General features: G+C 63.6%; 11 protein-coding genes. 7 read left to right on the top strand and 4 right to left on the bottom strand.

Annotated features, from left to right (window positions below; translation table 11 throughout):
• Positions 1-112 precede the first annotated feature (112 nt).
• Positions 113-937 (bottom strand): universal stress protein, encoded by an 825-nt coding sequence (locus ACOJTD_RS20995; RefSeq protein WP_420134797.1) that lies wholly within the window; start codon positions 935-937, stop codon positions 113-115.
• A gap of 139 nt (positions 938-1,076) precedes the next feature.
• Complete coding sequence (locus ACOJTD_RS20990; protein ID WP_420134796.1) at positions 1,077-1,811, bottom strand: protein-L-isoaspartate(D-aspartate) O-methyltransferase; 735 nt, start codon at positions 1,809-1,811, stop codon at positions 1,077-1,079.
• A gap of 238 nt (positions 1,812-2,049) precedes the next feature.
• Between ACOJTD_RS20990 and ACOJTD_RS20985 the strand changes: the two genes are divergently transcribed.
• The 3 genes from ACOJTD_RS20985 (at position 2,050) to trxC (ending at position 3,883) form a co-directional block, all read left to right on the top strand.
• Complete coding sequence (locus ACOJTD_RS20985; protein ID WP_420134795.1) at positions 2,050-2,271, top strand: ChaB family protein; 222 nt, start codon at positions 2,050-2,052, stop codon at positions 2,269-2,271.
• A gap of 72 nt (positions 2,272-2,343) precedes the next feature.
• Positions 2,344-3,327 (top strand): zinc-dependent alcohol dehydrogenase family protein, encoded by a 984-nt coding sequence (locus ACOJTD_RS20980; RefSeq protein WP_420134794.1) that lies wholly within the window; start codon positions 2,344-2,346, stop codon positions 3,325-3,327.
• A gap of 118 nt (positions 3,328-3,445) precedes the next feature.
• On the top strand, positions 3,446-3,883 hold the full coding sequence (trxC, locus tag ACOJTD_RS20975; RefSeq protein WP_420134793.1) for a thioredoxin TrxC: 438 nt from the start codon (positions 3,446-3,448) through the stop codon (positions 3,881-3,883).
• Here trxC and ACOJTD_RS20970 read toward each other — a convergent pair whose 3' ends face one another.
• Positions 3,884-4,366 carry an Lrp/AsnC family transcriptional regulator gene (locus tag ACOJTD_RS20970; protein WP_420134792.1) on the bottom strand — a complete coding sequence of 161 codons (483 nt, stop codon included), beginning with the start codon at positions 4,364-4,366 and terminating at the stop codon, positions 3,884-3,886.
• Between the two features lie 109 nt (positions 4,367-4,475).
• Here ACOJTD_RS20970 and megL point away from each other — a divergent pair, with 109 nt between their 5' ends.
• The 3 genes from megL (at position 4,476) to ACOJTD_RS20955 (ending at position 10,622) form a co-directional block, all read left to right on the top strand.
• Positions 4,476-5,660, top strand: a complete 1,185-nt coding sequence (megL, locus tag ACOJTD_RS20965) for a methionine gamma-lyase (RefSeq protein WP_420134791.1) — start codon at positions 4,476-4,478, stop codon at positions 5,658-5,660.
• A gap of 298 nt (positions 5,661-5,958) precedes the next feature.
• Complete coding sequence (locus tag ACOJTD_RS20960) at positions 5,959-8,487, top strand: EAL domain-containing protein (RefSeq protein WP_420134790.1); 2,529 nt, start codon at positions 5,959-5,961, stop codon at positions 8,485-8,487.
• A gap of 353 nt (positions 8,488-8,840) precedes the next feature.
• On the top strand, positions 8,841-10,622 hold the full coding sequence (locus tag ACOJTD_RS20955; protein ID WP_420134789.1) for a putative bifunctional diguanylate cyclase/phosphodiesterase: 1,782 nt from the start codon (positions 8,841-8,843) through the stop codon (positions 10,620-10,622).
• 203 nt (positions 10,623-10,825) lie between these two features.
• Here the strand turns inward: ACOJTD_RS20955 and ACOJTD_RS20950 are convergent, their stop codons facing one another.
• Positions 10,826-11,959: a DNA cytosine methyltransferase gene (locus ACOJTD_RS20950; RefSeq protein ID WP_420134788.1), complete on the bottom strand. Its 1,134-nt coding sequence runs from the start codon at positions 11,957-11,959 to the stop codon at positions 10,826-10,828.
• A 90-nt stretch (positions 11,960-12,049) separates the two neighbouring features.
• Between ACOJTD_RS20950 and ACOJTD_RS20945 the strand changes: the two genes are divergently transcribed.
• Positions 12,050-13,319 (top strand): Eco57I restriction-modification methylase domain-containing protein (locus ACOJTD_RS20945; protein WP_420134787.1); only part of this gene is annotated, 1,270 nt, incomplete at its 3' end.

Below are 13,319 nucleotides of genomic sequence, written 5' to 3'. Positions count from 1 at the left end.
GCCGGCGCCCGTTGGAATCTGGCGTGCGGCTGCCGTTCTGCCGTTGACGCGGGTCAACCGGCGACGTGCCGCAATGTCGCAGCGACGCGATGCGGCACGCAGAGGCGTGATTCTAGTGCGACATCAGCACCGGCACGGTCATCGACGCCAGCATCTCGCGGGTGACGCCGCCCAGCACGAATTCCCGCAGACGCGAATGACCGTAGCCGCCCATCACCAGCAGATCGGCGGCGGTGTCGGCGACATGCGACAGGATGGTGCCGGAGACACTGACATCGGGTGCGGTGATCACCTTGATGTCCAGCTTGATGCCGTGGCGCGCGAGGTGATTGGCCATCTCGATGCCGCGTAGTTCTTTCTCGTCCCGCACCTTGTGGTCGCGCACGATCAGCAGTTCGACGACGGCGGCGCGGCGCAGGAACGGCCGCGCGTCGTTGATGGCGCGGGTCGCGGCGCGGCTGCCGTCCCAGCCACACACCACGCGGTCGAGCTTGACCGGGTTCTTCTGGATGTAGGGCACGATCAGTACCGGCCGGCCGGAATCGAACAGCACCTGCTCGATCAGTACCTCGTTGTCGCCGTTGTCCGGATCGGACTGCATGATCACCGACAGATCGAACCGCCGCGCCATCTTGGGGAAACGGCCGGACGTGCCGTAGGGTGTCTCCAGCAGATGATGCTCGGCCGAGACGCCTTCGCGCTTGCAGGCGGCTTCGAACCGCTCGACCGCACCGCGCGCCGCCGCCTCGTTGGCGGCCAGCATCTTGGTCAGCACGTCGGACGGAAAGTCCGGCATCGTGAAGCTCGGCAGCGAATCATAGGCGAAGCAGACGCCGGAGACATGCGCATCGAACGTCCGCGCGATCGCCAGCGCAACGTCGACGACCCGATCCCGCGACGCGTTCTGTTCGAGATTGACGATGAGATCCTTGATCATGGTACGTCCCCTTGCAGGTCATCGGTAGGCGGCGCGGCCGCCGGCATGTGAAACGAAGCCGGCCGGCGCGGCGCGCCGCGGCTGTATAGCAGTGGCGATCCGGCTTCGGCCGCTGCGCGATGTCGCGCCGATGCAGCGCTCATGTCGGCTCCGCGCGTGCCGGAGCGGCCTCGTGCGGCACGGCCGCGCTCCAGCCCTCGGCGCCGATCAGCGGCACGAAGCGTACATCGGTCAGCGTTTCGGTCGCGTACGTCGTTTGTGACGTGCGGGTGATGCGGACGAGTTTCTGGCCAAGCTGATCGGCGCCGACCGGCATCACCAGCCGGCCGCCGATCGCGAGCTGCGCCTTCAGCGAGTCCGGTACCTGCGGTCCACCGGCCGCAACAACGATGGCGGCGAATGGCGCGCGCTGCGGACAGCCGCGGCTGCCGTCACCGTGCAGCACCTCGACATTGTGGATGCCGAGCGCCGAGAGCGTCCGGCGCGCACGGTCGGCGAGCGAGGCCAGCCGTTCGATGCTGATCACTTCGCCGGCGACGCCAGCCAGCACAGCGGCCGCATAGCCGGAGCCGGTACCGACCTCGAGCACACGCTCGGCGCCCTTGAGCTGCAACGCGGCGATCATCACGGCGACGATGTAAGGCTGCGAGATGGTCTGGTCGTTGCCGATCGGCAAGGGCTGGTCGTCATAGGCGTGCGCTCGCGTCAGCTCTGGCACGAAGGCCTCGCGCGGCACGCCCGCCATCGCGGCCAGGACGCGCGGATCGGATAGGCCACGCGCGCGGATCTGCTCTTCGACCATGCGGGCCCGCTGCGCCGCAAAATCTTTGCCCGGTTCGCAGCCCGGTGAATGCCGAGTCTCCGGAGATGCCATCGCACCCTCCCTGATCGCCGGCCACCACTGTCCCCACCCCGCTTTGAACGACTCGATCCTAGAGCCACTGCCCGCGCGGGATTTGATCCGTATCAAGGACAGCGTCGCTCCAGTCGCTCCGACGACGCGACGCCGCCGCATTCGGGCGCGAACTTCGGCGGCGTTGGTTTGCCAACGCGCCGTCCGCCGCGGGGTTCATCGCGGCGGGACGTGCGTTCGACGCAACAAGGGGAGCGACATGCCGTACAGTTCGACCGACGATCTGCCGCCGCCGCTGCAGGTACGCCTGCCGCTGCACGCGCAGGAGATCTACGTGGCGGCCTTCAACAATGCCTTCACGGAGTACCAGGATCGCGGCGCCGAAGAACAGGAGAGCAGCGCCCACCGCGTCGCCTGGGCGGCGGTGAAGAAGCAGTATCGCAAGCAGGGCGAAAACTGGGTCGCGCGCGAACGGAAGTAACGCTTCGGTTTTGATCGGCGCGCGACGCCGCGATATACTGCCGGCTGACCGATTTCAGCATCGGGGCTCGCCATGGAGGCGATGGTACTCACCGCGCCGCGGATGCCGCTGCAATGGCAGCAGCGCGACACGCCGTGCCCCGACGACCACCAGGTGCTGGTCAGCGTCAGCGCCTGCGGCGTCTGCCGCACCGATCTGCACGTCGTCGACGGCGATCTGCCGAACATCCGCTATCCGATCATTCCGGGCCACGAGATCGTCGGCCGTATCAAAGCGGTCGGCGCCGGCGTCACCACGCACCGGATCGGCGATCGTGTCGGCATTCCGTGGCTCGGCCATACCTGCGGAACGTGCCCCTACTGCCGAAGCGGCCGGGAGAATTTGTGCGACGCGCCGCTGTTCACGGGCTACACACGCGACGGCGGCTTCGCCACCCATGCGATCGCCGACGCCCGCTACGCGTTTCCGCTCGGAGAAGCCGGCGACGACGTTGCGATCGCGCCGCTGCTGTGCGCCGGCCTGATCGGCTGGCGCTCCCTGGTGATCGCCGGCGAGGCGGAGCGGCTGGGCATCTACGGCTTCGGCGCGGCGGGCCACATCGTGGCGCAGGTTGCGCGCTGGCAGGGCCGGCAGGTCTATGCCTTCACCCGCGGCGGCGATGCCGCGGCGCAGGACTTCGCCCGCCGCCTCGGCGCGGTGTGGGCCGGCGCCTCCGAGGAGGCGCCGCCGCAGCCGCTCGACGCCGCTATCATCTACGCACCGGTCGGCGGCCTGGTGCCGGCCGCGCTGCGGGCGGTGCGCAAGGGCGGCCGCGTGGTCTGCGCCGGCATCCATATGAGCGACATCCCGAGCTTCCCCTACGACCTGTTGTGGGAAGAACGCCAGCTCGTGTCGGTCGCCAATTTGACCCGGCAGGACGGCGTCGATTTTCTCGAGGTGGCGCAGCAGGCAGGCATCCGCACCGAGACGCACGCCTTCCCGCTGCGCGAGGCCAGCGCGGTGTTGACCAAGCTCCGCGCCGGCGAACTGCTCGGCGCCGCCGTGCTGGTGCCGTGACTCTGCCTCACGTCGTTTGTGAGCGAAGCAGTCCGGTCTCGAACCGGAGGGCTCGTAGGCTTCGCCGTCTCGCAATGGCGCGGAACGCGACTACATCTGTCCGCGAGGAGATCCGATCATGCCCGATCATCTGGTGGTGTGTACGCATTGCGGCGGCGTCAACCGGCTGCCGGAGCAGCGCTCGGCGCTGGACGGAAAGTGCGGCAAGTGCGGTGCCAAGCTGTTCGAAGGCCATCCGGCCGATGTCGGCGGCGAGCTGTTCGACAAGCAGCTTGCGCGCAGCAGCGTGCCGGTGCTGGTCGACGTCTGGGCGCCGTGGTGCGGACCGTGCCGGGCGATGGCGCCGGCTTATGAGCAGGCGGCGCGCGCGCTCGAGCCGGACGTGCGGCTGATCAAGCTGAATTCCGACAACGAGCAGCAGATCGCCGCCCGGCTCGGCATTCAGGGCATTCCGACCATGATCCTGTTCGAGAACGGACGCGAGCGGGCGCGGACCTCCGGCGCGATGCCGGCGCAGCAGATCGTGCGTTGGGTGCGGCAGCATCTGCCTGCGTGATCATGCCGGCAGCGGCAACGGCCCGTTGAGTTTGTAGCTGCGCATCGCGAACGAGGTGCGGATATCCCGCACCGTCGGCAGCGCCAACAGGCCGCGCAGCACGGTCGCCTCGTAGCTGGCGATGTCCGGCACCACCACTTCGAGCAGGAAGTCGCTGTCGCCGGACACCAGATGGCAGGCGATCACTTCCGGCATGGTCTGCACCGCGGCGATGAAGCTTTCGGCGTTGTCGCGCGAATGCCGTTCGACCCGGATGAAGGCGAACGCCGTCACCGCCAGCCCGACCGCGGCCCGGTCGACCAGCGCCCGGTAGCTCGCCAGCGCCCCGGCCTGCTCCAGCAGCTTCACCCGGCGCGAACATGGCGACGGTGACAGCCCCACCCTCTCGGCCAGCACGATGTTGGGAATCCGGGCGTCGGCCTGTAGCTCGGCGAGAATTTTCAGGTCGATCGCATCGAGGGCGAGTTTGGCAGGATTGGTCATTTGCTGCGCAGCATGGTGATGAACATTGCCAATCGAGACACTCAGAATGGCATGATTGGCGAGTTTCGTCACCGGTTTCGCGTCATACTGGCCGCAAAGGAGCCCGCCGATGACCGATCCAATCCGCTCGCCCGGCTTCGCCACCACGGCGATCCACCACGGCTATGACCCGCTGGCCCATCACGGCGCGCTGAACCCGCCGCTGTTTCTGACCTCGACCTACGCGTTCGCCAGCGCCGCCGAGGGCGCTGCCCGGTTCGCCGGCGAGGCCGAGGGCTTCGTCTATTCGCGGGTCGGCAATCCGACCGTGGCGGTGCTGGAAAGCCGGCTGGCGGCGCTGGAAGGCGGCGAGGCCGCGCTCGCCACCGCCTCGGGTGTCGGCGCGCTGACGGCGCTGATCTGGACGCTGCTGAAAGCCGGCGACGGCATCGTCGCCGACCAGATGCTCTATGGCTGCACCTTCGGGCTGTTCGAGCACCATCTGCCGCGCTTCGGCATCGAGGTGGTGTTCGCCGATCTCACCGATCCGCCCAACCTGCAGGCCGCGCTGCGGCCGAATACCAGGCTGGTGTTCACCGAGACGCCGACCAATCCGAACATGCGGCTGGTCGATATCGCCGCCTGCGCCGAGATCTGCCGCCGCGCCGGCATCCGCCTCGTCGTCGACAACACCTATTGCACGCCCTATCTGCAGCAGCCCCTCGCGCTCGGAGCCGATCTCGTCACCCATTCGGCCACCAAATATCTCGGCGGACACGGCGACCTCTTGGCCGGCGCGGTGGTGGGACCGAAGGAACTCATCGACCAGCTTCGCTTCGTGGGCATCAAGGAACTGAACGGCGCCTGCATCTCGGCGTTCGATGCCTTCCTGATCCTGCGCGGCCTGAAGACGCTGACCCTGCGGATGGATCGCCACAGCGCCACGGCGTCGAGGCTCGCACACGACCTGCAAGCCCATCCCGCCGTCGCCGCCGTGTACTACCCCGGCCTCGACAGCCACCCGCAGCACGCCTTGGCACAACGACAGATGCGTCAGCCCGGCGGCATGATCGCGCTCGAACTGAAAGGCGGCCTCGCCGCCGGCCGCAGTTTCATGGACAAGGTGAAGTTGGCCACACGCGCCGTCAGCCTCGGTGACGCCGAGACGCTGATCCAGCATCCGGCCAGCATGACCCACGCCACCTACGACCCCGCGGAACGCGCGCGTCATGGTTTCACCGACGGGCTGATCCGGATCTCGGTGGGGCTGGAGGACTACGAGGATCTGCGGGAGGATCTGCAGGGAGCGCTGTGAGGGAAGCGAGTCCATCAGCAGAGGCGCGCATCAACGTCGGCCGGAACTGATTGCAGCGCTGGAAGCTCCACGCCCGATTATTTCAGGGATCATCGGTTGCCTGCATGGTCGCTCGCCTACCAAGGGTCGCGGCGCCGCGCGGTTCCATTTTCTGGGTTCACGCAAATTATACCACGATGCAGAACGCTCTGATCTCATTGAAACTTGCTGCTCCGACGCGCAGCCGCTTCATGCTACGCCATGTATCATGGTGCGCGTTCGTCTTGGGTGGGGAGAGATGGCCGTTCGTGAAGCGTCCTTGCGACAGCCCTACCCACGCGAGGCGTGGGGGTGGCATCAGGAGTGGTCGCTGCGCCGGGCGATGAAGATGGCGCGCATCGCGTATTGGGAGTCGTTCAGCCCCGCTGCAACCGACTTCTGGATGTCGCCCGAATTCGTCTCCCTCTACGACGTCCAAGCGCTGCATGACTCCGCACCGTTCGCCGCAATGCGCGAGCGCGACCTTATCGAGCGCCGCGACGTTCTGCAGGCCCACTACGCGGCGTGCTGGGCCGAGGGGCGGCCGTTCGCGGTCGAGACCAGGCTGCTGAGACCCGATGGCAGCCAGCTCGATTGCGTCGTGCAGGGCGAGCCGGAGTTCGATCCGAACGGTCAGGTGCAGCGGGTGTTCGGCGTCGTCCGGGACGTGACGCTGGAGACGTTCGCGCTGCGGCGCCTGGCCGAGAGCGAGCAACGCTTCGCCGATTTCGTCAGCACCGCGTCCGACTGGTGCTGGGAGAGCGGCCCCGACCATCGGCTGCTGCCCTATCCCGAATCGGTCGACGGCAACGCCGCGTTGCAGATCGTCGCGTCCGGCGGCAAGGCGCGGTGGGAACTCTCCTACGCGCCCGAAGAGCGTGACGCGATGGCGCTGCATCGCGCCGACATGGAGGCGCATCGCCCGTTCCGCGACTTCATCTACACCTCGGTCGGCAGCGACGGCTCGCGCATCAGTATCCGGACCAGCGGCAAGCCGATCTTCAGCGATGACGGTGCGTTTCTCGGCTATCGCGGCACAGCAAGCGATATCACCCAGCTCGAGGCCGCGCGCGCGTTGCTCGACCAACGCACGCGCGCGCTGGAGGAAGCGCATCAGCTCGGCCGCATCGGCACCTGGCATCACCGGCTCGACACCGGCCGCACGGTGTGGTCGCCCGAGCTGTATCACCTGCTCGGTCTGGAGCCGGATGCGTTCGAGCCGACCTACGAGAACACCAAGGCTTACTTCCTGGACGACGACGCCCACCGTCTTCTCAAGATCCAGGCGCGGGTTCTTCGCAGCAGCAAGACCGAAGCCACCGACATCCGGATTCGCCACAGCGACGGAGCGCCGCGCGACCTCGCCATCATCTGCAAGGCCGAGATGTTCAACGGCCAGATCGTCGGCCTGATCGGCACCGCGCAGGACGTCACCGACCGCAAGGAAGCCGAGCGCCGGCTCGAGCAGCTTGCCTATACGGACCCTCTGACCGGCCTCGCCAATCGCGCGCTGTTCAAGCGCAAGCTCGCGAGCCTGTTCGAGACCTCCGTCGCCGCCGACGCACACACCGCGCTTCTGCTGATCGACCTCGATCGCTTCAAGGAGGTCAACGACTCGCTCGGCCATTCCACCGGCGACAGCCTGCTGATTCATGTCGCGGGCGTGCTGAGGCAGGAGCTCGATCCGCAGGCCTTCATCGCCCGGATCGGCGGCGATGAATTCGCGGTGCTGACGAAGAGTCCGTCCGGTTCGGCAGGCGCGCTGATCGCGCTTGCTGATCGCCTGATCGCCCAATTGTCGCGCCCGGTCGAGCTCGCCGAGGGCGAAGCCTGCATCGGCGCGACGATCGGCATCGCGGTGTTGCCCGAGCACGGCGCCACCGCCGAGAAGGCCTCGCGCAACGCCGACCTCGCGCTGTACATGGCCAAGGAGGCCGGACGCGGCCGGGCGCAGATGTTCGAGCCGGTCTATGCCGAGACGGTCGATCAGAAGCTCGACCTCGGCCGGCGACTGCGCCACGCCGTCGAGAGCGGCGACCTGCAGACGCACTATCAGCCGCAGATCGATCTGAAGACCGGCCGCGTCATCGGCTTCGAGGCGCTGCTGCGCTGGAGCCATCCGCAGCGCGGCCCGATCGCGCCGTCGGAGTTCATTCCGATCGCGGAAAGCACCGGCCTGATCGTCGATCTCGGCCATTGGGTGCTACGCGATGCCTGCCGGCAGATGCGGGCCTGGCTCGATGCCGGACTGCCGCCGCGCACCATGTCGGTGAACGTCTCGCCGGCGCAGATCTGGAACGGCGATTTCGAGAAGGTCGTCTCGACGGTGCTGGCCGAAACCGGCCTGCCGCCGAAGCTGCTCTGCCTGGAGCTGACTGAAAGCCTGTTCGTCGATCACACCAAGCAGAAGGTCAACACGACGCTGGCGGCGCTGTCGAAGCTCGGCATCCAGCTCGCACTCGACGATTTCGGCTCGGGCTATTCGTCGCTCGGTTACCTGACACGCCTACCGTTCAATTGCCTGAAGATCGACCGCACCTTCGTGAGCGGCATCGCCACCGTGCCGGAGAAACGCAAACTGCTCGGCGGCATCATCGCCCTCTCGCACGGCCTCGGCATGAGCGTCGTCGCGGAAGGCGCCGAACTGCCCGAAGAGGTCGAATTACTTCGCGCGTTCGATTGCGATTGCGTGCAGGGGTATGTGTTCGCGAAGCCGGTCGCGGCGGATGAGGCGCCGAAGGTTGCGGCGGAAATCGAGCAGGGGCGTGGGATGACGACGGCGAGAAACCGCGCCGACTGGCGGCGTTAACGCCGGAAATCTGAACGGCGGCGAAGGCCGCCTCGCAAGCCGCGCCGGCCACGAACCTTGCTACCGACGAGACGATGCATCGCGCGAGATCACTTAGTCTCGAAGTGAACTTGCGCTCCATTCAGGACAAATCGGCGAACTCATTCCTCAATAAATGACGTGGACCCGGACGTCTCTGAGCGATGGGCTTCGTCGCCAAATACCAGTTTAGCCGGCTGATTAACCCATGATTAGGCGTCCTTTCTCGATACGCCGCGATATTGCACGCACTGCAAAATCTTAAGTAGACCTTCAGGCCGCAGGCATCTAACTGCGCCGAAATGGTGTCGAATACACGATGCTTAGGAGCCATCATGAGCGCCCGACATAGTGAAGCTGAACGGCTGGACGCTCTGATGCGGCTCAGATTGCTCGATACGCCGCCGAGCGAAACATTCGATCGAATTACACGTACCGCGCGTAAGTTGTTCGACCTCCCGATCGCCGCGGTGTCTCTGACAGATAGCGAGAGACAATGGTTCAAATCGCGGATTGGCGTCGACCACGACACGATCCCGCGCGATAAGGCACCATGCGCGCAGGTTGCCGAGACATGTCACGTCGTCGTCATTCCCGACCTGCTGGCGGACCCTTGCTATTCGACGAGTCTGCTGGCGACACAAGGAGTTCGATTCTATGCCGGCGCGCCGCTCGTTACCCGTGACGGACATGGGCTCGGCGCTCTATGCGTGCTCGGTGTGGAACCGCGAACAGCCTCGGAATCCGAACTGACTGCATTGACGGACATGGCCGCGATGGTCATGGCGCAGATCGAGCTGCAGCACGCATTCGGCCGAGTCGACCCGGTCAGCGGCCTGCCGAACCGCCTGCAGTTTTTTGACGATCTGACGGATCTTGGACGCGCCCCCAACGACACCCAGCGGATTGCCGTTCTGGTCGATCTTGCGAGGATCGAGCAGATCAGCAACGGCACGCGGGTGATGGGCGCCGGCTATGTGGACGATATGGTTCGGGTCGCTGCTCGGACGATCCGCGAGGCCCTTGGACCGGATCGAACGGCTTACCACGTCGGTGCGACACAATTCGCCTTCCTTGCGCCTCCTGATGTCGATCCATCCGACTATCAGGAAATCGTGCAGGGCGTTCTGGACGGAATTCCGAAAGGAGCGACCGATGGCTTCATGGTGACGGCCGCTATCGGGTTGGCACCGTTCAATCCCGGCGAGACCGAGCCGTCGGTTATCCTGAGAATGGCCCACAGCGCCGCGCTGGAAGCGCGGGGATCGCGAGATTCCGTTCGGATCTACTCATCTGAGGAAGATCAGGTCCACGCACGGCGCTTCCAACTCTTGAGAGAATTCGGGGCTGCGCTGCACGAAGGTGGCAATCAGTTTAGCCTGGTGTTTCAGCCTCGCGTCGATATGAGCACCGGTGACTGTACCGGCGCCGAGGCCCTGATGCGGTGGCGTCATCCGCTGCTGGGTGCGGTACCGCCGAGTGAGTTCATCCCGATCATCGAGCAGACGACGCTGGCTCGTGAAACGACGCATTGGGTCCTCGAAAACGCGATCGGACAACTCGGACACTGGCACGCCGAGGGCCGCCGCCTGACGCTTTCGGTCAACATCTCTGCGGCAAATCTCGAAGAGCCAGATCTCGTTCAGCGCATTCAGTTGCTATTGCTGAAGCATCGCGTCCGCCCGAATTTCTTGGAGTTGGAACTGACCGAGAGCGCGGTCATGCGCGACAGTGAACGGTCGATGTGGCAGCTGAACGCGCTCCGTTCTGCGGGCGTGCGGCTGGCCATCGACGACTTCGGGACGGGGCAAAGCAGCTTGTCTTATCTGCAGAAGCTGCCCATGGACGTCGTGAAGATTGATCGGTCGTTTATCAAGGAGCTCGGTACAGGCGCTAAGCCGGAATTGTTGGTCAACTCCATGATCATTCTGTCGCACGAGCTGGATTATCGCGTCGTCGGCGAAGGCGTCGAGACCGCGGACATTGCAGAGATCCTGCGTCAACTCGGATGTGACGAGGCGCAAGGCTATCTCTACGCGAAACCGATGGGGGCGGCTGAATTCGAGTCGTGGTTGTCCGCCTCTTCCGAGCGGATTTCACATCGAATCGCATCCTAGAGTAGGTGCGACTGAACTCGAATTGTCGGTGCTGAGCTGCTGCCGATGTGATCGACGCCGATCGGGCAGTGTGGCGCTCCCTAGGGGAAACACGTCGCGAGCGACCAAGCCGCTGAAACTAAAAGGCTTTTACAGCCGCCAATTTACTCCTGTGTAGCAGACGCAACCAGGGTTGTCGAGCTGCATGGTTCGTGCACGTCCCCTTAAGCCGCCTTACCAACCCGTCGATCCGCATTACGGAGAGCATCTACGAAACCGGGAGGAGTATATAAACCACCAGCGATCACCCTATCAGTGAAGCCGTTCAATGCTCGATCCGAAAGTCGCGTCCAGTCGCCGTTGCGAAAGCTGGATATTGAGGGTCTGGCCATCACGATGGGCTGATCACTGGCCGACACGCCAATACGCTTACCACTCACGTTCCATGCAGCTTCGGGCCACTTCTTTCCTTCGACTATTTCTTTCTGTTCGTACTCAAGTACGGCTCCTGGGGTCTTGATACGGCTGGCGACCCAGTGAGCGACCGGTACCGACACCGCGTTTCCAACTAACCGCCATTCCGGCCGCTTCGGCAAGACCTCGCCGGTATTCGTCCAGCCGCGCGGAAACCCCTGAAGCTCTTCGCAAGAAGAAAGACTCGGCATAAGCACTTCGCCGTCCGGAAAAAGTACTGCCGGGGCGGAGGGGATTCCCAGGGCGGAGCCTACTTTCAGAGGGGGGATTCCATCGATAGTTAAGCCAATCCCTGACCGACCTTCGGTCCAATAGAAGCCGAGAGGCTTTTCTAGTGTAGGCTTGCCCGGCGGGTTTAATTGAGACTCGTCCGCAAACAGAACCGAACGCGGATCAAGCGCTTTGCTTGCGATCAGGTACACTCTTCGCCGTCGCTGGGGGAGCCCGAATCCAGATGTATCAAGCACTCTATATGCCCAGTGATACCCCAGCCGCTCGAAGCGTTCGACCAGCCAGCGCATTCCGTTGCCGCGGTCCAGCTGAAGCATGAAATAGACATTCTCGATAAGCACCGTAGGAACGCGAGATGCCTCAATCAAATCGAACATCTTTTCGACGACACCGGACTTTGCGCCGGATATGCCAGACTTATCCCCGGCCATGCTCAAATTCTGGCACGGGAACCCTGCGGTCATCACATCCGGCCTCGCCGGGAGATGCCTCACGTCAGCTACATCCGCTTTGAGGACTACGTCCGGAAATCTCTTCCTCAGTACGGCCGCCGCCGCCGGGTCAATCTCGGCCAACATTGTCGTTTCGAAGCCAGCCCGAGAAAAAGCCAACTCGAAACCGCCGATTCCCGAGAATAAGCCGACAACCTGCATCGAGTTAAGCAGATAAGAGGAAAAAAGAAGTCATTATGCTGAAGCCCTTGCCATCAGTAACTTCGCGTTAAGATTTTCATTTGGGTTATCATGCTCAAGATCGACTTTCGACAAGAATCTATGCCTATTCCACCGTCTTCTAGGGCGAGGCCTCGGCGCGTAGAAATCGAGGCTCTTCACGAAAGATGCGGCGTCTACACCAAACCAAGCGTAGTCGCCCATATTTTGGATGCAGTCGGCTGGCAATCAACGTCCAAGCTGTTCCAGCATAGGCTCCTCGAGCCGGCAGCCGGTAACGGCGAGTTTGTCGTCGAAGCGGCACGTCGCCTAATCCTCGCTTGCCATGCCCATGGCCAGAAGCCAACCGCAAAACTGCTTCACCGCGTCATTTGCGCCTTTGAGATTCATCCGCGCGAAGCGCAACGAGCCCGGGACAGGCTCATATATACACTTGAAGAGCTGAACGTTCATCCTCGGACGGCAATCGCTCTAACGCGTTCGTGGATCACTACCGGCGACTTCCTACTTGCTCAAAATTTGGCTTCAGACTTCACACACGCCGTCGGGAATCCTCCCTACATTCGATGGTCGAAGATACCGGCTGGACTCGAATCCAAGTACCGGCAAGCCCTTCCTCGCGAGCTTATCGGTGGCGATATCTTCATACCTTTTTTGGATCGCTCCTTTGGTTTATTGGTCGCGGGAGGCCGCTGCGGATTTCTCTGCTCAGACCGATGGCGATATACGGCGTTTGCTGAAAGCTTTCGTTTGAAGTGGCTGCCACAAATCGACATCGCGAGCGAAGACGAACTGTTAGCGCAAGACGCCTTCAAAAAGAACGTCGATGCCTACCCCTCCATCTTGATCGCTCAAGTTCGGAAACCTGGCGAAACGCGCATCCAAGCTCCGGCTGTGCACCTAAAGAAAACTTTGGTCGAACGTGGCTACACCATCAAAGTCGGCCCTGCTCTAGGCTGCACTCCGGCGTTTGTCTTGGATCCAAACGTGGATGACGTTGAAAGCGAACTCCTGTTTCCTTGGATTGACGGCTCAGAAATCGCGGATGGTGCCATTCAATGGCGCGGTCGCCGGATTGCCGCTCTGCACGCAAGCGACGGCTCATTGCTTCAACTTCGGCGTTTTCCACTTCTGAAGAAGCGCTTACAGAAATTCAAAACACAGCTGGAACAACGAGCCATCGTCCGAAATGGGGCGCACTGGTTTCAGCCGATCGACAGAGTACGCGCCGTTGATTGGGCGTCACCGAAATTGCTGATTCCGGAGATCGCGAAGGTGCCCCGCCTAGCCCTTGATCGTTCGGGCGCAATTCCTTCTCATGGCGTCTACGCTATATTTGCGC

Source organism: Rhodopseudomonas sp. (genome assembly GCF_048594845.1).
Lineage (GTDB): Bacteria > Pseudomonadota > Alphaproteobacteria > Rhizobiales > Xanthobacteraceae > Rhodopseudomonas.
The sequence above is the reverse complement of the archived record's forward strand: the minus strand, read 5'-3'. Positions and strand labels throughout refer to the sequence as shown.

What these genes read in the sequence shown, in the direction of transcription:
- ACOJTD_RS20995 (WP_420134797.1), bottom strand. Translation starts at nt 937, where the DNA reads ATGATCAAGGATCTCATCGTCAATCTCGAACAGAACGCGTCGCGGGAT.
- ACOJTD_RS20990 (WP_420134796.1), bottom strand. Translation starts at nt 1,811, where the DNA reads ATGGCATCTCCGGAGACTCGGCATTCACCGGGCTGCGAACCGGGCAAA.
- ACOJTD_RS20985 (WP_420134795.1), top strand. Translation starts at nt 2,050, where the DNA reads ATGCCGTACAGTTCGACCGACGATCTGCCGCCGCCGCTGCAGGTACGC.
- ACOJTD_RS20980 (WP_420134794.1), top strand. Translation starts at nt 2,344, where the DNA reads ATGGAGGCGATGGTACTCACCGCGCCGCGGATGCCGCTGCAATGGCAG.
- trxC (WP_420134793.1), top strand. Translation starts at nt 3,446, where the DNA reads ATGCCCGATCATCTGGTGGTGTGTACGCATTGCGGCGGCGTCAACCGG.
- ACOJTD_RS20970 (WP_420134792.1), bottom strand. Translation starts at nt 4,366, where the DNA reads ATGACCAATCCTGCCAAACTCGCCCTCGATGCGATCGACCTGAAAATT.
- megL (WP_420134791.1), top strand. Translation starts at nt 4,476, where the DNA reads ATGACCGATCCAATCCGCTCGCCCGGCTTCGCCACCACGGCGATCCAC.
- ACOJTD_RS20955 (WP_420134789.1), top strand. Translation starts at nt 8,841, where the DNA reads ATGAGCGCCCGACATAGTGAAGCTGAACGGCTGGACGCTCTGATGCGG.
- ACOJTD_RS20950 (WP_420134788.1), bottom strand. Translation starts at nt 11,959, where the DNA reads ATGCAGGTTGTCGGCTTATTCTCGGGAATCGGCGGTTTCGAGTTGGCT.